General features: G+C 69.9%; 7 protein-coding genes (1 of these 7 only partly in view). 5 read left to right on the top strand and 2 right to left on the bottom strand.

The features are described from left to right. Positions 1–74: 74 nt before the first annotated feature. The 5 genes from D7X96_RS23655 to D7X96_RS23635 all read left to right on the top strand — a co-directional run bounded on the left by D7X96_RS23655 (position 75) and on the right by D7X96_RS23635 (position 6,012). Positions 75–872 carry a hypothetical protein gene (locus tag D7X96_RS23655; protein WP_121770767.1) on the top strand — a complete coding sequence of 266 codons (798 nt, stop codon included), beginning with the start codon at positions 75–77 and terminating at the stop codon, positions 870–872. A gap of 84 nt (positions 873–956) precedes the next feature. Continuing rightward, a complete protein-coding gene (locus tag D7X96_RS23650; RefSeq protein WP_121770766.1) occupies positions 957–2,339 on the top strand; it encodes a di-heme oxidoreductase family protein in 1,383 nt (460 codons plus the stop codon). 133 nt (positions 2,340–2,472) lie between these two features. After that, complete coding sequence (locus tag D7X96_RS23645) at positions 2,473–3,921, top strand: UbiA family prenyltransferase (RefSeq protein ID WP_121770765.1); 1,449 nt, start codon at positions 2,473–2,475, stop codon at positions 3,919–3,921. Positions 3,922–3,934: 13 nt separating this feature from the next. Then, positions 3,935–5,278, top strand: coding sequence for an FAD-binding oxidoreductase (locus D7X96_RS23640; protein WP_121723585.1), 1,344 nt, complete (start codon positions 3,935–3,937; stop codon positions 5,276–5,278). Continuing rightward, on the top strand, positions 5,275–6,012 hold the full coding sequence (locus tag D7X96_RS23635; RefSeq protein WP_121770764.1) for an SDR family oxidoreductase: 738 nt from the start codon (positions 5,275–5,277) through the stop codon (positions 6,010–6,012). Before D7X96_RS23640 ends, D7X96_RS23635 begins: the two co-directional genes overlap by 4 nt. On the opposite strand, the gene D7X96_RS23630 is transcribed toward D7X96_RS23635, so the two are convergent. Next, positions 6,009–6,929 (bottom strand): hypothetical protein, encoded by a 921-nt coding sequence (locus D7X96_RS23630; RefSeq protein ID WP_120552083.1) that lies wholly within the window; start codon positions 6,927–6,929, stop codon positions 6,009–6,011. The genes D7X96_RS23635 and D7X96_RS23630 overlap by 4 nt on opposite strands. Before the next feature lie 62 nt (positions 6,930–6,991). Beyond that, positions 6,992–19,244 carry part of the coding region annotated (locus D7X96_RS23625) for a non-ribosomal peptide synthetase (protein ID WP_147468380.1) on the bottom strand (this coding region is incomplete at its 5' end). Its footprint extends 15,992 nt past the window's final position, so 12,253 of the 28,245 annotated nt are shown.

The following is a 19,244-nucleotide window of genomic DNA, read 5'->3' as shown; positions in this document are numbered from 1 at the left end:
TTGGGATGTGGCGTGACAGGTGCATCACGCAGGGGTGGGCAGACAGTGCCCCCCACACAGTCGAGGTCCCACACATGCACCTGAAGATGACGAGCCGCCTCCTGGCGGCCGCGTTCCTGAGCCTGGTCGCCGGTTGCCAGGGTGAGCCGGCGCAGTCCCCCGAAGGTTCCCAGTCCGCGACGCTCTCCGCCAAGGGGGATTGCGTGCAGCGGTTCGAAGGCATCACCAACTGCGCCAAGGGCAACGCGTCCCTCAGCGCCTCCGAGAAGGGCGTGGCGGTCGCCGGGCTGAAGGACCTCAAGACGGATGGCGTCTCCAGCACGTTCAACGACGCCATCACCTGGTCGCAGGACGCGCAGGTGCGCGTTGGCAGCATCACGGGCGGCTTCGCCCTGTCCGCGCGGGACGGCGACCAGGTGGTCAGCACCCTGCGCATCACCCCCGGGAAGGACCGCCAGGTGTCCGTGACGCCGGGCTTCACCGGTTCGCCCTCCGGCGCGTACCGGATGAACATCTACAACAATGGCGAGCTCGTCGGGACGAGCAGCGAGCCGCAGGCCCGGATCATCATCTTCTACAGCTGGTGGGCGTTCCTCGACTGGTACTACACGCACTGGGACTTCTTCTCCGTCCGCGCGCCGCGGGGCGGGAGCACGAGCCTGGACGGTGCCTGCGGCTGGCGCCTGCGCGTGGCTGACACGACCTTCCGCGTGAAGCTCGCGGACGGGAAGGAAGTCGTCGGCGACACGGCGGAGTTCATCGAGGAGATTGGCGACGGCGCCTATCCGTACCGCCACTTCTCCGGCATCGACGTGAACGCCAGCGCCACGGACTTCCTCGTCACGGGCGAGTCCTTCGGCCAGGAGAAGTAGGCTTCACCTCCACCGGGCGGAGGGCGCCTGCTTCCCGCCCGGTGGGCTGTCTGTCCTTGTCTCTTCCGTCGAGGAGTCGTGACGATGCGCGTGCCCTGGTCCCTCGCTGGCATCTCCGCCGGAGCGCTGCTCATCGGCGCCGCGTGGGCCACCGTCGTGCGCCGCCCCGAACCGCTGGTGCTGGGCGCGCTGCCCCCGGTCGTCCTGCCCCACGTGGAGCAGGCCGGTGGCGCGACCACCGTGGCGGACACCGGACGCAACGCCTTCGGCCGCGCGCCCATGAACATGCCGCGCTCGCGCTGGCCGGACTTCTACGCGGGCAAGGGCGTCTTCGACCGCGACTGGAGCGATTCGCGCGTGCGTCCGGCCACCGCCGGGCCCTTCTTCAGCGCCACCGGCTGCATGACCTGCCACGTGAAGGACGGCCGGGGCCAGCCGCCCGTAAGCCCCACGGAGGCGCCCGTCTCGCTGGCGTTCCAGCTGAGCGCGCCCGGAGGCACCGGTCCCCACCCGCTGTACGGCATGCAGCTGGACATGCACGCCGTGGCGGGCCACGTCCCCGAAGGTCAGGCCCGCGTCGACTTCGAGGAGACGCGCGGCACCTTCGCCACCGGTGAGCCGTACTCGCTCGTGCGCCCGCGCTACCAGTTCCAGGGGCTGGTGCACGGCCCGCTGGGCGAAGGCGCGACGTTCTCCGCGCGTGTGTCGCCGGTGAACTTCGGCCTGGGCCTGCTGGAGGCGCTGCCGGAGGCGGGCATCCTGGCGCGCGCCGACCCCGAGGACCGCGATGGGGACGGCATCTCCGGCCGGGCCAACCAGGTGCTGGACGTGGAGACGGGCGAGACGCGCCTGGGGCGCTTCGGGTGGAAGGCCAACCAGCCCACGCTGCGCCAGCAGGTGGCGCACGCGCTGGTCGCGGACATGGGCGTCACCACGACGCTCTACCCCCAGGAGCAGGGCCGGGACGCGCCGGGCGAACCGGAGGTGTCCCAGGACGACCTGGACCTGCTGATGATCTACATGCGCCTGGTCGCCGTGCCGAAGCGGCGCGACTGGGAGGCGCCGGAGGTCCAGCGGGGCCATGCCGTCTTCCGCGCCATCGGCTGCGCGGCGTGCCACGTGGACACGCCCCAGGAGACGGGGGCGGTGGAGGGCTTCGACGAGGTGTCCCGCCAGGTCATCTACCCCTTCACGGACCTGCTGCTGCACGACCTGGGCGAGGGCCTGGCGGACGGGCGCCCGGATGGCCTGGCCTCCGGCAGCGAGTGGCGCACGCCGCCCCTGTGGGGCATTGGCCTGGTGGAGGCCGTCAACCGGCACACCCGCTTCCTGCATGACGGCCGGGCCCGCTCCCTGGAAGAGGCCGTCCTCTGGCACGGCGGGGAGGCGGCCCCCGCGCAGGCTCGCTATGTGCGGCTGCCCCGGGAGGACCGGGCGGCGCTCGTCGCGTTCCTGAAGTCACTCTGAGGCTGGGACCCGGCGGCGCCCTCCCGTCCGGACGGCGGCCAGGAGTCCCGTCGCCTGGAGGAGGCTTCGACCGTCGCGGGGCTTGAGAACGGTGGACGCCCCGGGCCCTTGGGCTACCCTTCGGGCCCCCTTCATGCAGCCTCAAGCCCCCATCTCCGAGAGTACCCCCGACGTCCCGCTCGCGGTCGACCTGGACGGGACGCTGGTGCGCACGGACACGCTGCACGAGAACCTGCTCGTGCTCCTCAAGCACGCGCCGTGGCTGCTGCTGCTGGTGCCGCTGTGGGTGCTCAAGGGCAAGGCCTTCTTCAAGGCGGAGGTGGCCCGCCGCGCGAAGCTGGACGTCACCTCGCTGCCGTACAACGCGGAGCTGGTGGACTTCCTGCGCGAGGAACACGCCCGGGGGCGGCGGCTCGTCCTGGCCACGGCCGCGGACCGGAGCATCGCGGACGCGGTGGCCGCCCACCTGGGCCTCTTCGATACGGTGGTCGCCAGTGAAGCCGGCGTGAACCTGTCCGGCGCGCACAAGCTCCAGCGGCTGCGCGAGGTGCTGGGCACCTTCGACTACGCGGGCAACGACGCGGTGGACCTGCCCCTGTGGCGCGAGTGCCGGCACGTCATCGTGGTGCATGCGCCCGCGGGGGTGCTGCGCCAGGCGCAGGGGCTGGGCCGCCCCGTGCACCGCGTCTTCCAGGCGCCCCCCGGAGGCGTGCGTCCCTGGGTGAAGGCGCTGCGGGTGCACCAGTGGGCGAAGAACGCGCTCGTCTTCGTGCCCGTGCTGGCGGCGCACAAGGCCACCCAGGGCGGCATGGCGCCGCGCGCGGTGCTGGCGTTCACGGCCTTCAGCCTCTGCGCGTCGGCGGTGTACGTCATCAACGACCTGCTGGACCTGGCGTCGGACCGGCGGCATCCGTCCAAGTCACGGCGGCCCTTCGCGTCCGGCGCGCTGCCGGTGAGCGCGGGCGTCGTGCTGGCGCCGGTGCTGCTGGTGGGCGCGGCGGCGCTGGCGCTGGCGACGCTGCCCCTGTCCTTCTCCGCGCTGCTGGCCGCGTACTTCGTGCTCACGCTGGCGTACTCGCTGCGGCTCAAGCAGGTGGTGATGCTGGACGTGCTGGTGCTGGCGGGCCTCTACACGGTGCGCATCTTCGGCGGCGCGCTGGCGGTGGGCGTGCCCACGTCCAGCTGGCTGATGATGTTCAGCATGTTCCTCTTCCTGTCGCTGGCCCTGCTCAAGCGGTTGAGCGAGGTGCGGCGGCTGCGCCAGTCCAATGAGACCTCCGCCCACGGGCGGGGCTACCTGGCGCAGGATTACGAACAGCTCGCGAGCCTGGGCGCGGCCGCGGGGCAGGTGTCCGTGCTGGTGCTGGCCCTCTACATCACCAGCAAGGAAGTGACGGCGCTGTATGCCCATCCGGAGCGGCTGTGGCTCCTGTGCCCGGTGATGCTGTACTGGGTGGGCCGCATCTGGGTGCTGGCGCACCGGGGACTCGTGAACGAGGACCCGCTCGTCTTCGCGCTGAAGGACCGCGTCAGCTACTTCGTGGGCGCGGTCGCCGCGCTGGTGCTGTGGGTGGCGACGTGACGGGGACCTGGAGATGAGCACGTCGGATTCGTGGGGCCGCTTCCCCCGCGTGGAGCAGCAGACGCGCGCGCTCGTGTGGCGCTCGGATGAAGTGCCCCGGGTGGAGGGCTCCGTCCTGCCGCATGGCCTGGGCCGCAGCTACGGCGACTCCTGCCTCAACGGCGGGGGCACGGTGCTGCTCACGGCGGGGCTGGACCGGCTCATCGACTTCGACCCCACGACGGGCGTGGTGCGCTGCGAGGCGGGCGTGTCGTTGGACACGCTCCTGCGCCTGGCCGTGCCGCGCGGCTGGTTCCTGCCGGTGACGCCGGGGACGAAGTTCGTCACGGTGGGCGGCGCCATCGCCAACGACGTGCACGGCAAGAACCACCACCGGGCCGGGACTTTCGGGCGGCACGTGCGGCGGTTCGAACTGGTGCGCTCGGACGGCAGCCGCCGGATGTGCTCGCCGGAGGAGAACCCCGACTGGTTTGGCGCGACCATTGGCGGCCTGGGGCTCACGGGGCTCGTCACCTGGGCGGAGGTGCAGCTGACGCCCATCCGCAACCCCTTCGTGGTGCAGGAGACCGTCCCGTTCGAGAACCTGGACGGCTTCATGCGCGTGTCCGCGGAGTCCGAGTCGGACCATGACTTCACCATGTCGTGGGTGGATTGCCTGGCGCGAGGACGCAAGCTGGGGCGCGGCCTGTTCTACCGGGGCAACTTCGCGCCCACGCAGTTCGACCGGCTGCCCCTGGCGAAGAGCCACCTGTCGCATGGCAGCGGGCTCGCGGTGCCCATCGACCTGCCGGGCTTCTGCCTCAACCGGCTGTCGGTGTCCGCCTTCAACTTCCTGTACTACCACCGCGAGCGGACCAGGCCGTCTCCCCGGCTGGTGCACTACGACCCGTTCTTCTACCCGCTCGACAGCGTGTACGGCTGGAACCGCATCTATGGCCGGCGGGGCTTCCTCCAGTTCCAGTGCGTGGTGCCGCACGCCACCGCTCGCGACGCGCTGAAGGAGCTTCTGGAGCGCAGCGCCCGGGGCGGCCTGCCCAGCTTCCTGTCCGTGCTCAAGACGTTCGGGGATTTGAAGTCACCCGGGTGGCTGTCCTTCCCGCGCCCGGGCTACACGCTGGCCCTGGACTTCGCCAACCAGGGGGAGAAGACGTGGCGGCTGGTGGAGTCGCTGGACCGCGTGACGCGCGAGGCGGGCGGGGCGGTGTACCCGGCCAAGGACGCGCGCATGAGCCCGGAGAGCTTCGCGGCGTACTTCCCCCAGCGTGAGCGGTTCTCCGCGTACATCGATCCCGCGTTCTCCTCCTCCTTCTGGCGCCGGGTGAATCCGGCGCCCGTGTCCCAGCCTCTGCTCCCATGAAGAAAGTCATTGTCCTCGGCGCCACGAGCGCCATTGCCCAGGCCACGGTGCGGCTGCTCGCCGCGCGCGGGGCTTCGCTGTACCTGGTGGGCCGCAACGCCGCGAACCTGGAGGCGGTGGCCCGGGACGCGGCCACGCGCGGCGCGCCGAAGGTGGAGTTCCGGGCGCTGGATTTGAACGACTGCGAAGCGCACGCGAGCCTGGTGGAGCGGGCGTGGCAGGCCCTGGGCGGACTGGACGGCGCGGTGCTGGCGCATGGCGTGCTGGGAGACCAGGCGGAGAGCCAGCGCTCGTGGGCGGCGGCGGAGCTGGTGCTGCGCACGAACTTCCTCTCCGCCGCGTCGCTCCTGACGGAGCTGGCCAACCGCTTCGAGGCGCAGAAGGCCGGCACGCTGGTGGTGATTTCGTCGGTGGCGGGAGACCGGGGCCGGCAGAGCAACTACGTCTACGGCGCGTCCAAGGGCGCGCTGACCGTGTTCCTCCAGGGCCTGCGCAACCGGCTGGCGAAGTCCGGCGTGGCGGTGGTGACGGTGAAGCCCGGCTTCGTGGACACGCCGATGACGGCCCACGTGCCGAAGAACAAGCTCTTCGCGTCGCCGGAGCAGGTGGCGCGCGGCCTCCTGAAGGCCGCGGACGGACGCAAGAACGAGGTCTACGTCCCCGGCTTCTGGGCGCTCATCATGCTCATCATCCGGAGCATCCCGGAGCCGGTGTTCAAGCGGCTGAAGCTCTAGGCTTTCGCCATCGCCCTCGCGGGCAGCCGGTGGAGCGCGGCGCAGTGGGGCGCGTGCGTCTGGAGGAACTGGCGCATGCGCTCCGCGCCTTCCGGGTCGTTGCGCTGGGTGGCCGCGGCCCGAAGCGCCCAGGCGCTGATCAGCCGGACCACGAGGAGCGAGGACTGCGCCTGGTGGTGCTCCAGCGTCCGCAGGTCCTCCGGCGTTGACGGGCCGGTGACGAGCTCCGAGGCCTGGACCAGGGCCTCATAGAACACGCGGCCCTGCCTGGCGCCGGGAATGGCGGGGTTGATGTCCGCCAGGGAAAGGGCCTCGCGGGCGAGCATCCGTGCCTGTTCAGGGTCGTCCTTGCAGAGCAGGTGGCGGAGCGCGTCACTGCCCCGCTCCATGGCCTGGAGCAGGGGCGCCTTGCCCCGCCAGTCCACCGCGTTCAGTTCGTAGCGGGCCTGGGCATCCTGGCCGTAGAGGATCCTCGCCAGGGCCCGCCTCTGCGCCCGCAGCAGGTTCGCGTCCGGGAATGGGCTGGTCGGGGGAAGGAGCTCGTCCGTGAGCCGGAGGTGGGCCTCCGGGCCGGGCTGCTGGAGCGCATTGGCTTCCTTCCTGCGCACCTTGCGAATCCGGAACTGCCGCAAGGCCAGGCTCCCGGCTATGGCCGGGACGATGACGAGGAGGTAGGGGAACAGCTTGTGTTCCATGACCGACCGGGGCGCGGGCGTGGAGATGGACTCGTTCCCGCCCTCGGACGTGGGGGAGGGGGTGGTGAAGAAGACATAGAAGCTGGCCCAGAGCCCCAGCAGGACGGCCCAGAACAGGATCTTCAGGAGCGGACGGGGAACCAGCCACCCCAGGACGGGCAGCTTGCTTGGCTGACTGTGGGTGGCTTCACGGAGATAGCGATTGTTCTCTTCGCGCGACATGCGCGCACCGTAACCCGTTTCCACTCCGTGCCTGCAAAACAGACACGGAGTCGGGGATGTCTTCAACTGCCGGTGGCGTCGTTCCGCGTGAGGGCCGCCAGGGCGGAGCGCAGGTGTTCGACGACAGGCCCCAGGTGCGGGTCCTGCATCAGTTCGTGGTGGCCGCCGGGGACGACGTGCACCTCCAGGCCGCCGCGCACCAGGGGCTCCCAGCCTCGGTGACGCGGAATCTCCGAGGTGACCGCGCTGGCGCTCAGCAGCAGGGCGGTGCCGTCGTACGGCTGGGGCACGTACTTCTCGTGGGCGAAGAGGTTGGCCCGGAAGACGTTGAAGAGGGCACGCAGCTGGGCCGGGCCGGAGTGCGCATCCAGGATGCGCGCCCGGAGTCCTTCCTGGAGCAGGTGGCCCAGCATCACGTCGTCGCCCTGTGCCAGGGCTTCGTCCGGGACGGAGAGAGGCTGGCCGAAGGCGGTGGCGGTGGCATGGGCGAAAGCGAGCCGTGCGCGCGCCTCGGCGTCGAGGTGCGTGTCTGCCTTTGAGGGCTTCGTCAGGCCGTACACGTGGGCGTCGATGAGGGCGAGCAAGTCCACGGCTTCACCGGCCGCGCGCAGGCGGCGGGCCATCTCGTAGGCGATGACGCCTCCGAGTGACCAGCCTCCGAGCTGGTAGGGGCCGTGCGGCTGCACCGTGCGGATGGCTTCGATGTAGAGGTCCGCCATTTCTTCGACGGACTCCGCGACGGGGCGCCCGTCGAGGCCGCGAGACTGGAGGCCATAGACAGGCAGTGACGGCCCCAGCCTGCGCGCCAGCTCCGAGTAGGCGAGGACGTTGCCGCCACCCGGGTGGACGAGGAAGAGGGGCCGCTGGTTGGGCTCGCCGCGCTCCAGCGGGACGAGCGGTGTCCAGGCCTGCGAGTCATCGCGGAGCACCTGGGCGAGCTGCTCGACGGTGGGCTGCTGGAAGAGGACGGAGAGGGGAATCGTCTGGCCCAGCCGCTCGCGCACGACGGCGACCATGCGCACGGCGAGGAGGGAGTGGCCGCCCAACTCGAAGAAGCTGGAGCGAACGCCGACGGAGGGCACGCCGAGGACGTCCGCCCAGATGCGCGCGAGCTGCATCTCGAGCGCATCGCGTGGCGCGACGAAGTCCCGGGCTTCGATGGCATGGGCATCGGGTTCGGGCAGGGCCTTGCGGTCCACCTTGCCGTTGGCGTTGAGCGGCAGCGCGTCCAGCACCATGAGCGAGGCGGGCACCATGTACTCGGGTAGCCGCTGCTTGAGGCTCGCCTTGAGGGCGTCCACGTCCAGCGAGTGGCCCTCGCGAGCCGTGACGTAGCCGATGAGGCGCTTGTCGGAGTCCGAGCCCCGGGCCACGACGACGGCTTCGTTGACACCGGAGACAGCGCGCAGCGTGGCCTCGATTTCACCCAGTTCGATGCGGAAGCCGCGCACCTTCACCTGGAAGTCGACGCGGCCCAGGAAGTCGAGCGTGCCGTCCATCTTCCAGCGTGCCTTGTCGCCCGTGCGGTAGAGCCGTTCGCCCGGAGTGGCGGCGAAGGGGTGCGGGACGAAGCGCTCCGCAGTCAGGTCAGGACGGTTGAGGTAGCCCCAGGCGAGGCCCTGGCCGCCGACGTACACCTCACCCGCGACGCCCACGGGCACCGGGTGCAGGTGCGCGTCGAGCACGTAGACCGTGGAGTTGGTGAGCGGCCGGCCGATGGGAATGGCGCCTTCCACCACCGTGTCGCGGTGCAGGGTGTACGTCGCGGAGAAGGTGGTGTTCTCCGTGGGGCCGTAGCCGTTGAGGAACGTGGCGCCTTCCGGCAGGCGAGCAAGGTGCTCACGGACGCGGGCCGCAGGCAGCACGTCGCCACCGGCGAGGACCTGGCGCACGCCCGCGAGCGCTTCGCCCTGGTGCAGGGACATCTGCTCGAAGAGCGCGGCAGTGAGCCAGAGTGACGTCACGCGGTGGTGACGCAGCTGGGCGGCCAGCTCCTCCAGGGAGAGCGACTGGGGAGGCGCGAGGACGAGCTTCGCGCCGTGCAGCAGCGCTCCCCAGATTTCGAGCGTGGACGCGTCGAAGGCAACAGGGGCCGCCTGGAGCCAGACTTCGTCAGGCCCGAAGCGCATGAAGGTGCTGCCAAGCACCAGCCGGGTGATGCCCCGGTGGGGTACGCAGACGCCCTTGGGGCGGCCCGTGGAGCCCGAGGTGAACATGACGTAGGCCAGTGCCTCACCGTCCACGTGGATGTCCGGGGCGTAGGTGGGCAGCGCGGCGATGACGTCATGCTGCGCATCCAACCAGACGCGCGTGCCTGAGGCAGGCAGGAGTGACGCGAAGGGCTGGTGCGCGAGCGTCACGCTGACGTCCGCGTCCTCCAGAAGCGCTGCGATGCGCTCCACAGGGGCATTGCGGTCCACGGGAACGAATGCCACGCCCACCTTGAGGATGGCGAGCAGCGCCGTCACCAACTCGAAGGAGCGCTCGACGGCGAGGCCCACGCGTGCACCCGGGACGATGCCCAGAGCGCGCAGGTGATGGGCCAGTTGGTTCGCGCGTGCGTCCAGCTGCGCATACGTCAGCGTCGCGTCGCCCAGTACCAGGGCGACTGCGTCGGGCGTGCGCTGCGCCTGACGGGCGAAGTGCACGTGGACGGGGATGTCCGTCGGGCTGACGGCGGCCGTGTCATTCCACTCCACGAGGATGCGCTGGCGCTCATCGCTGGAGAGGAGCGGCAAGTGGCCCATGGACTGCTCGGGCTTCGCGGCCACGGCCTCCAGCAGCGTGCGCAGGTGGCCCGCCATCCGTTCCACGGTGCTCCGCTCGAAGAGGGCGGTGCTGTACTCCAGCGTGCCGCGCAGTCCTTCGGACGTCTCCGTGAAGAAGATGCTCACGTCGAACTTCGACGTCGCCTGGGGGGCCTCCAGGCCTCGCAGCCGGAGTTCAGGCAGTCGCACGTCCTCCGCGGGCACGTTCTGGAGCGCGAGCAGCGTCTGGAAGAGCGGCGTGTGGCTGAGGCTTCGCGTGGGCTGCAGGGCCTCCACCAGCTTCTCGAACGGGACCTCCTGGTGCTCATACGCATCCAGGACCGTGGCGCGCACCTGCTGGAGCAGCGAACGGAAGGACTGAACCGCATCCACCTTCGCGCGCAGGACGAGCGTGTTGACGAAGAAGCCGATGAGGCCTTCGGTCTCCGCGCGCGTGCGGCCTGCGATGGGCGAGCCCACGCTGAGGTCCTGCTGCCCCGTGTAGCGAGACAGCAGGCCCTGCCAGGCCGCGAGCAGCACCATGAAGAGCGAACCGCCTTCCTGGTGTGCCAGTCCACGCAGGGCTTCCGTCAACTCACGCGACAGCGTGAGGCCCAGGGTCGCGCCCGCGGTGCTCCGGATGGCCGGACGCGGCCGGTCCGTGGGCAACTCCAGCACGGCGGGAGCGCCGGAGAGCTTCCGCTCCCAGTAAGCCACTTCCTGCCGAAGCGCCTCGCCCGCGAGCGTGCGGCGCTGCCAGTCCGCATGGTCCGCGTACTGCACGGGGAGGGCCGGCAGCGGAGACGGCTGTCCCGCGGAGAAGGCCGCGTACAGGGCGGTGACTTCCCGCACCAGCACGCCCAGAGACCAGCCGTCGGAGACGATGTGGTGCAGGGTGACGACGAGCACGTGTTCGTGCTCGGCCAGTTTGAAGAGCAGCGTGCGGATGAGCGGACCGGTGCGCAGGTCGAAGGGCCGGCGCATCTCCTGCTCGACCTGGAGCCGAGCCTCGGACTCGCGCTGCGCCTCGGGCACATCCGTGAGGTCCACGAGCCCCAGTGACAGCGGATTGTCCGCGTGGATGCGCTGGACCGGCTCTCCCTCCACCTGGGTGAAGGTGGTGCGCAGGGCATCGTGTCGGCGCACGACCTCCTGCAGGGCACGCTCCAGCACGTCCGAGCGCAGGTGGCCCTCCATCCGGACGGCGACGGGCACGTTGTAGAGGGGACTGCCCGGTTCGAGCTGATCAATCAGCCACAGCCGCTGCTGCGCGAAGGACAGCGGCAGCGGGCCGTCATGCGAGACGCGGGTGAGCGGCGACGTGCTCGTGCGGGTAAGCCCCGCCAGACGCGTCGCGAGGGCTTCCACTGTTGGGGAATCGAAGAGCGCGCGGAGGGGCAGTTCGACGTTGAACTCGGCGCGCACGCGAGAGACGACCTGCGTGGCCAGCAGGGAGTGGCCACCCAGTTCGAAGAAGGAGTCCTTCACGCCCACCTGGGGCAGACGCAGCACCTCCGCCCAGATGGAGGCCAGCTTCGCTTCGGCTTCCGTGCGAGGCGCTTCGTAGCTGGTGCCCGACTGCTGCGCCTCCGGCTCCGGCAGGGCCTTGCGGTCCACCTTGCCGTTGGAGTTGAGCGGCAGGGCCTCCAGCACCACGAATGCGCTGGGCACCATGTACTCGGGCAAGCCCTGTCGCAGGTGGGCCTTGAGGGCTTCCGTCTCCAGGGAGGCCTCGGCCTTCGGCGTGACGTAGGCAACGAGGCGCTTGTCGGCGGCTTCTCCCTTCGCGACGACGACAGCGTCCTTGAGGCCCGGTGCGCGGCGGAGCGCCGCTTCGATTTCGCCCAGCTCAATGCGGAAGCCGCGCACCTTCACCTGGAAGTCGATGCGGCCCAGGTACTCCAACCGCCCGTCCGTGCGGTAGCGGACGCGGTCACCCGTGCGGTACATGCGGCCACCTGGAGGACCGAAGGGCTCCGGTACGAAGCGCTCCGCCGTGAGTTCTGGGCGAAGCAGGTAGCCGCGAGCCTGGCCTTCACCGGCGAGGTACAGCTCGCCCGCGACGCCAACGGGTACCGGCTGCAACGAGGCGTCCAGCACATACGCGCGCGTGGCGGGCAGGGGACGGCCAATGAGGGGTACCTCATCGCGGCCAACGAGAGACGCCGTGGAGTAGGTGGTGTCCTCCGACGGGCCGTAGAGGTTGTAGAGCTTCTGCACCGTGGGGACGGCGTAGACCTGCTTCGCCAACGTCTCCGGCAGGGCCTCACCGGCAAGGTTGATGACACGCACGGAGAGGGGCACCGCGTTCAGGCGCAGCAGTTGCGCCATGGCGGAGGGCACCGTGTTGACGAGGGTGACGTGAGAAGCCGTCGGCAGCTCCGCCAGATGCAGGGCGTTCTTCGCCACGACCACCGCGCCGCCACTGGAGAGAGGCGCGAAGAGTTCGAAGACGGAGAGGTCGAAGTTGAGGCTCGTCGCGGCGAGCGTGCCCTTCAGTTCCTCGGCGGTGAACGTCTCCAGCGCCCAGTGGAGGAACGACACGGCGTTGCCGTGGGAGATGGCGACGCCCTTGGGACGGCCGGTGCTGCCGGACGTGTAGATGAGGTAGGCGAGGTGTCCCGGGTGGATGTCGACAGCGGGCGCCGTCGTCGGCTGCTTCGCCAATTCCACATCCGAGTCCAGGCACACCGGCGTGGCCCGGGTCTCCGGCAGGGCGGGGAGCAGGTGCGAATGGGCGACGAGGGCAGGGCCCTGCGCGTCCTCCAGCAGCCAGCCCAGACGCTCACGCGGGTAGCTCGGGTCGAGTGGCACGTAGGCGCCGCCGGCCTTGAGAATGCCGAGGGCTCCGATGACAAGGTCCTCGGTGCGCTCGACGCACAGGCCGACGCGGACTTCGGGCCCGACACCCAGGCCACGCAGACGATGCGCGAGCTGGTTCGCCTTCGCATCCAGCTCCCGGTACGTCAGCTGCTTCTCCGGCGTGATGACGGCCAGTGCATCCGGCGTGCGGCGCACCTGGGCCTCCACCATCGCGGGGATGCTGGGGACCTGCGCCACCTGCGAGGCCGGAGGATTCCATTCGACGAGCAGTTGCCGACGCTCGGGCTCCGTGAGCAGCGGCAGGTCACCGAGCCTCGTGTCCGGCTTCTTCGCGATGGCCTCCAGCAGCACGCCGAAGTGCCCGGCCATGCGCTGAACCGTCGCCGCGTCGAACAGGTCCGTCGCGTACTCCAGCGTGCCGACGAAGCCATCCTTGCCTTCACGCAAACCCAGCGAGAGGTCGAACTTGGCGAAGTGTGCTTCCAGCGGCAGGGCCTGGAAGGACAGGCCGGGCAGACGCAGCGCCTCGTTGGGCGTGTTCTGCAGGACGAACATCGCCTGGAACAGAGGGCTGCGGCTCAGGTCTCGCGCGGGCTGCACCGCTTCGACGAGCTTCTCGAAGGGCAGGTGCTGGTGTTCGAAAGCCGCGAACGTCGTGCCGCGCACCTGGGTCAGCAGCTCCCGGAACGTGGCCCGAGGGTTCAGCCGGGCGCGCAGCACGAGCGTGTTGACGAAGAAGCCGATGAGTCCTTCGGTCTCCGCCTGCGTGCGGCCCGCGATGGGCGTGCCCACGCTGATGTCATCCTGGGCGGAGTAGCGCGACAGCAGCAGCTGGAAGGCCGCCAGCAGCGTCATGAAGGGCGTGGCGCCTTCACGCTGCGCCAGCGACTTGAGCGCATGCGCGACGTCCGCGGGAATGCGTACGTCCACCGTGGCGCCCCGGTGCGACTGCACGGGCGGACGCGGACGGTCCGTGGGCAGCTCCAGTGCCGCGGGCGCTCCGGACAGCTGCCGCTTCCAGAAGTGGATCTGCGCCTCCAGCGCTTCCCCCTGAAGCCAGTCGCGCTGCCACGTCGCGAAGTCCGCGTACTGCACGGGCAGCGGTGCGAAGGCCGGCGTGCTGCCCGTGGCGAAGGACTCGTAGAAGGCCACCATTTCGCGGACGAGGACGCCCATGGACCAACCGTCGGAGACGATGTGGTGCATCGTTACCAGCAGCAGGTGGGAGTCCTCGGCCAACCGCGCCAGCGTGGTGCGGAGCAGCGGGCCCCTGGCGAGGTCGAACGGCCGACGCGCTTCCTCGTTGGCCAGACGTCGTGCTTCTTCCTCCCGCAGCGCCTCCGGCCGGGTGGAGAGGTCCACGAGCGGCAGCATCCATCCACTGGCTGCATGGATGGTCTGGATGGGCTGGTCCTGGTGCGAATGGAAGGTAGTGCGCAGGGCTTCGTGACGCTGGACGAGTGCTTCGAAGGCACGGCGCAGGGCCTCCGTGTCCAGGTGCCCGGAGAGCTGGAGCGCGGTGGGGATGTTGTAGGACGCATCCCCGGGCTGGAGTTGGTCCAACAGCCACAGCCGCTGCTGGGCGAAGGACAACGGCCGAGGGCCGTCATGCGTGACGCGAGTGAGCTTCGGGGCCTGGGCGCTCGCGCTACCGTGCAGCCGCGTGGCAAGTGCTTCCACCGTGGGGGACTCGAAGAGCGCGCGGAGGGGCAGTTCGACGTTGAACTCGGCGCGCACGCGGGAGACGACCTGCGTGGCCAGCAGGGAGTGGCCGCCCAGTTCGAAGAAGGAGTCCTTCACGCCCACCTGGGGCAGACGGAGGACTTCGGCCCAGATGGAGGCCAGCTTCGCTTCGGCTTCCGTGCGAGGTGCTTCGTAGCTGGTGCCCGACTGCTGAGCCTCCGGCTCCGGTAGGGCCTTGCGGTCCACCTTGCCGTTGGAGTTGAGGGGCAGAGCGTCCAGCACCACGAAGGCACTGGGCACCATGTACTCGGGCAAGCCCTGGCGCAGATGCGTCTTGAGGGCTTCCACCTCCAGGGACGCATCTGCCTTGGGCGTGACGTAGGCGACGAGGCGCTTGTCGGCGGCTTCTCCCTTCGCGACGACAACGACGTCCTTGAGGCCCGGTGCGCGGCGGAGCGCGGCTTCGATTTCGCCCAGCTCGATGCGGAAGCCACGCACCTTCACCTGGAAGTCGATGCGGCCCAGGTACTCCAACCGTCCGTCCGTGCGGTAACGGACGCGGTCACCCGTGCGGTACATGCGGCCACCTGGAGGACCGAAGGGCTCCGGTACGAAGCGCTCCGCCGTGAGTTCTGGGCGAAGCAGGTAGCCGCGAGCCTGGCCTTCACCCGCGAGGTACAGCTCACCGGCCACGCCGACGGGCACGGGCTGGAGTGAGGCATCCAGTACGTACGCGCGCGTGGCGGGCAGCGGCCTGCCGATGAGGGGCACCTCGTCCCGGCCAACGAGAGACGCCGTGGAGTAGGTGGTGTCCTCGGACGGGCCGTAGAGGTTGTAGAGCTTCTGCACCGTGGGGACGGCGTAGACCTGCTTCGCCAACGTCTCCGGCAGGGCTTCACCGGCGAGGTTGATGACACGTACGGAGGCCGGCACCGCATTCAGGCGCAGCAACTGCGCCATGGCGGAGGGCACCGTGTTGATGAGGGTGACATGGGAGGCGGTGGACAGCTCCGCCAGATGCAGGGCGTTCTTCGCCACGACCACCGCGCCACCGCTGCTCAACGGGGCGAAGAGTTCGAAGACAGAGAGGTCGAAGTTGAGGCTCGTCGCGGCGAGCGTGCCCTTCAGTTCCTCGGCGGTGAACGTCTCCAGTGCCCAGTGGAGGAAGGAGACGGCGTTGCCGTGGGAGATGGCGACGCCCTTGGGCCGGCCGGTGCTGCCCGAGGTGTAGATGAGGTAGGCGAGGTGGCCCGGGTGGATGTCCACCGCGGGCGCCATCTTCGGCTGCTTCGCCAATTCCACATCCGAGTCCAGGCACACGGGCGTCGCAGACGTTTCGGGCAGCGCGGAGAGCAGGTGCGAATGGGCGACGAGGGCGGGGCCCTGTGCGTCCTCCAGCAGCCAGCCCAGACGCTCACGCGGATAGCTGGGGTCCAGCGGCACGTAGGCGCCCCCGGCCTTGAGGATGCCGAGGGCTCCGATGACAAGGTCCTCGGTGCGCTCGACGCACAGGCCCACGTGGACCTCGGGCCCGACGCCCAGTCCACGCAGACGGTGCGCGAGCTGGTTCGCCTTCGCGTCCAGCTCCCGATACGTCAGCTGCTTCTCCGGCGTGATGACGGCCAGCGCATCCGGCGTCCGGCGCACCTGGGCCTCCACCATCGCGGGGATGCTGGGGACCTGCGCCACCTGCGAGGCCGGAGGATTCCATTCGACGAGCAGTTGCCGATGCTCGGGCTCCGTGAGCAACGGCAGATCACCCAGCCTCGTATCCGGCTTCTTCGCGATGGCCTCCACCAGCACGCTGAAGTGCCCGGCCATGCGCTGAACCGTCGCCGCGTCGAACAGGTCCGTCGCGTAATCCAGTGTGCCGGCGAATCCGTCCCGGTTTTCACGCAGGCCGAGGGAGAGATCGAACTTCGCGAAGTGGGTCTCCAGCGGCAGGGACTGGAAGGACAGGCCGGGCAGACGCAGCGCCTCGGTGGGCGTGTTCTGCAGGATGAACATGGCCTGGAACAGCGGGCTGCGGCTCAGGTCTCGCGCGGGCTGCACCGCTTCGACGAGCTTTTCGAACGGCAGGTGCTGGTGGTCATAGGCCGCGAGCGTCGTGCCTCGCACCTGGGCCAGCAGCTCCCGGAACGTCAAACGCGGGTCCAGCCGGGCGCGCAGGACCAGGGTGTTGATGAAGAAGCCGATGAGGCCTTCGGTCTCCGCCTGCGTACGGCCCGCGATGGGCGTGCCCACGCTGACGTCGTCCTGTGCTGAGTAGCGCGACAGCAATAGCTGGAAGGCCGCCAGCAGCATCATGAAGGGCGTGGCACCTTCACGCTGCGCCAGCGCCTTCAGCGCATCCGCGGTGTGCTTGGGAATCTGCAGATCCACCGTGCCGCCCCGGTGCGACTGCACGGGGGGACGCGGATGGTCCGTGGGCAGCTCCAGCGCGGCCGGGGCTCCGGACAGCTGCTGCTTCCAGAACTGGATCTGCGCCTCCAGGACCTCCCCCTGCAGCCACTTGCGCTGCCAGGCCGAGAAGTCCGCGTACTGCACGGGCAGCGGCGGGAGCGAGGGCGACTGGCCCGTGGAGAAGGCCGCGTAGAAGGCCGCGAGCTCTCGGACAAGGACACCCATGGACCAGCCGTCGGAGACGATGTGGTGCATCGTCACCAGCAGCAGGTGGGTGTCTTCACGCAGCCGCACCAACGTGCTGCGCAGCAGCGGGCCCCTGGCGAGGTCGAACGGCCGGCGGGCCTCCTCGTCAGCCAGCCGTCTCGCTTCCTTCTCCCGCAGCGCCTCCGGCCGGCCGGAGAGGTCCACGAGCGGCAGCGTCCATCCGCTGGCGGCATGGATGGTCTGGACGGGCTGGTCCTGGTGTGACTGGAAGGTGGTCCGCAGGGCTTCGTGACGCTGGACGAGCGCTTCGAAGGCACGGCGCAGGGCCTCCGCGTCCAGGCGTCCTGAAAGCTGGAGCGCGGTGGGGATGTTGTAGGACGCATCCCCGGGCTGGAGTTGGTCCAACAGCCACAGCCGCTGCTGGGCGAAGGACAGGGGGCGCGGGCCGTCCGCGTGGGTCTGCGTGCGCGGCGGCAGCTGGAGGCTGGGCGTGCTCGTCTGGATCCGCTCCGCGAGCGCGGCCACGGTGGGCGCTTCGAAGAGGGCCCGCAGCGGCAACTCCACACGGAAGGTGGAACGCACACGCGAGACGAGCTGAGTGGCCAGCAGCGAATGGCCACCCAACGCGAAGAAGTCGTCGTGGATGCCCACGCGCTCCACGCGCAGCACCTGCGTGAAGAGGGCCGCGAGCTGTTCCTCAGTGGGAGTGCTCGGCGCGACGTAGGTGGAGGCGGCTGCACCGCCCTGGGGCGCGGGGAGCGCCTTGCGGTCCACCTTGCCGTTGGTGTTGAGCGGCAGGGCTTCCAGCACCAGGAAGGCGGCGGGCACCATGTACTCGGGCAGGTGCTGCTTGAGGAATGCACGCAGCTCGGTGGTGTCCAGGGGCGCTCCCGCCTCGGGGACGGCGTAGGCGGCGAGTCGCTTGTCACCGGGCACGTCCTCGCGAGCCAGCACGACGGCCTGATGCACGGCAGGGTGCTTCAGCAGGCAGGACTCGATTTCACCCAGCTCGATGCGGAAGCCGCGCACCTTCACCTGGAAGTCCGCACGGCCCAGGTAGTCGAGCATCCCGTCCGCACGCCAGCGCACCACGTCGCCCGTGCGGTAGAGGCGGGCTCCGGGCGTGGAGGAGAAGGCATCCGGGATGAAGCGGTCCGCGGTCAGCTCCGGCCGGTTGAGGTAGCCACGAGCGACGCCTTCGCCGCCGATGAAGAGCTCACCGGCGACGCCCACGGGCACCGGGCGCAGCGTGCGGTCCAGCACGTAGACGCGCACGTTGGGCAGGGGCCGGCCGATGGTGGGAGTGGGGGAGGCGTCGAAAGCGCAGGCAGTGGCGTCGACGGTGCACTCGGTGGGGCCGTAGACGTTGAAGACGCGCGGACGCGGGGCCTGGGCCAGGTGGCGCCAGGTAGCGGGGTCCACGGCCTCACCCCCCACGAGGACGCGGCGGGGGATGGACTGGCGCTCCAGCAGGCCTTCATCCACCAGCAAGCGCAGGTGCGCGGGCGAGCAGTCGAGGACTTCCAACGCATCCTGGCCGATGCGGTTGACGAGTTCGGCCACGTCGGCGCGGGCTTCGTCGGGGACGATGCAAAGCGTGTGGCCGTCGAGCACCTGGATGAGCTGCTTGACGGAGGCGTCGAAGGAGAGCGGCGCGTTGACGCTGACGCGCTCCCCCGGCTGGGCATCCGCGTGCACGGTGGCGGCGAGGGCAACGCGCAGGTTCAGCACGGAACGGTGCTGAATCATCACGCCCTTGGGACGGCCGGTGCTGCCCGAGGTGTAGATGATGTACGCCAGGTGCTCTGGAGTGACGGACGTCACCGGAGCGTCCTGGGCCTCAAGCTCCGCGGTGTCGGAGTCCAGGCAGAGGGTGTGCGCGGAGTGCGGAGGCAGTGAGTCGCGCAGCCGCTGCTGGGTCAGGACGACCGGCGCACCGGTGTCCTGGAGGACGTGGGCCAGCCACTCACGCGGGTAGCTGGGGTCGATGGGGACGTAGGCACCACCGGCCTTGAGTGCGCCGAGGATGCCCACGAGGGCTTCGACGGAGCGCTCCATGCAGAGCACCACGCGCACGTCAGGGCCTACGCCCAGCTTCATCAGCCGGTGCGCAAGCTGATTGGCTCGCGTGTCCAGTTCACGGAAGGTGAGGCGTTCATCACGGCAGATGACGGCGAGCGCGTCAGGCGTACGAAGGGCCTGGGCGCTGAAAGCCTCATGAATGCAACGGTCGCGAGGGAACTCCGCGCTGGGGCCGTTCCAGTCCACGAGCAGCTGCTGCCGCTCCGGAGCGGAGAGCAGCGGCAGGCTCGCGAGCGTTGCCTCCGGCTTCGCGGCGATGGCCTCCAGCAACACGCCCAGATGCCCAGCCATGCGCTGGACCGTCGAGGCATCGAAGAGGTCCGTCGCGTACGTCAGCACGCCAATGAAGCCCTGCGGCGAGTCGCTGAGG

This window comes from Corallococcus interemptor (assembly GCF_003668875.1).
GTDB classification, from domain to species: domain Bacteria; phylum Myxococcota; class Myxococcia; order Myxococcales; family Myxococcaceae; genus Corallococcus; species Corallococcus interemptor.
This window is presented reverse-complemented; position numbering and strand designations above follow the sequence as displayed.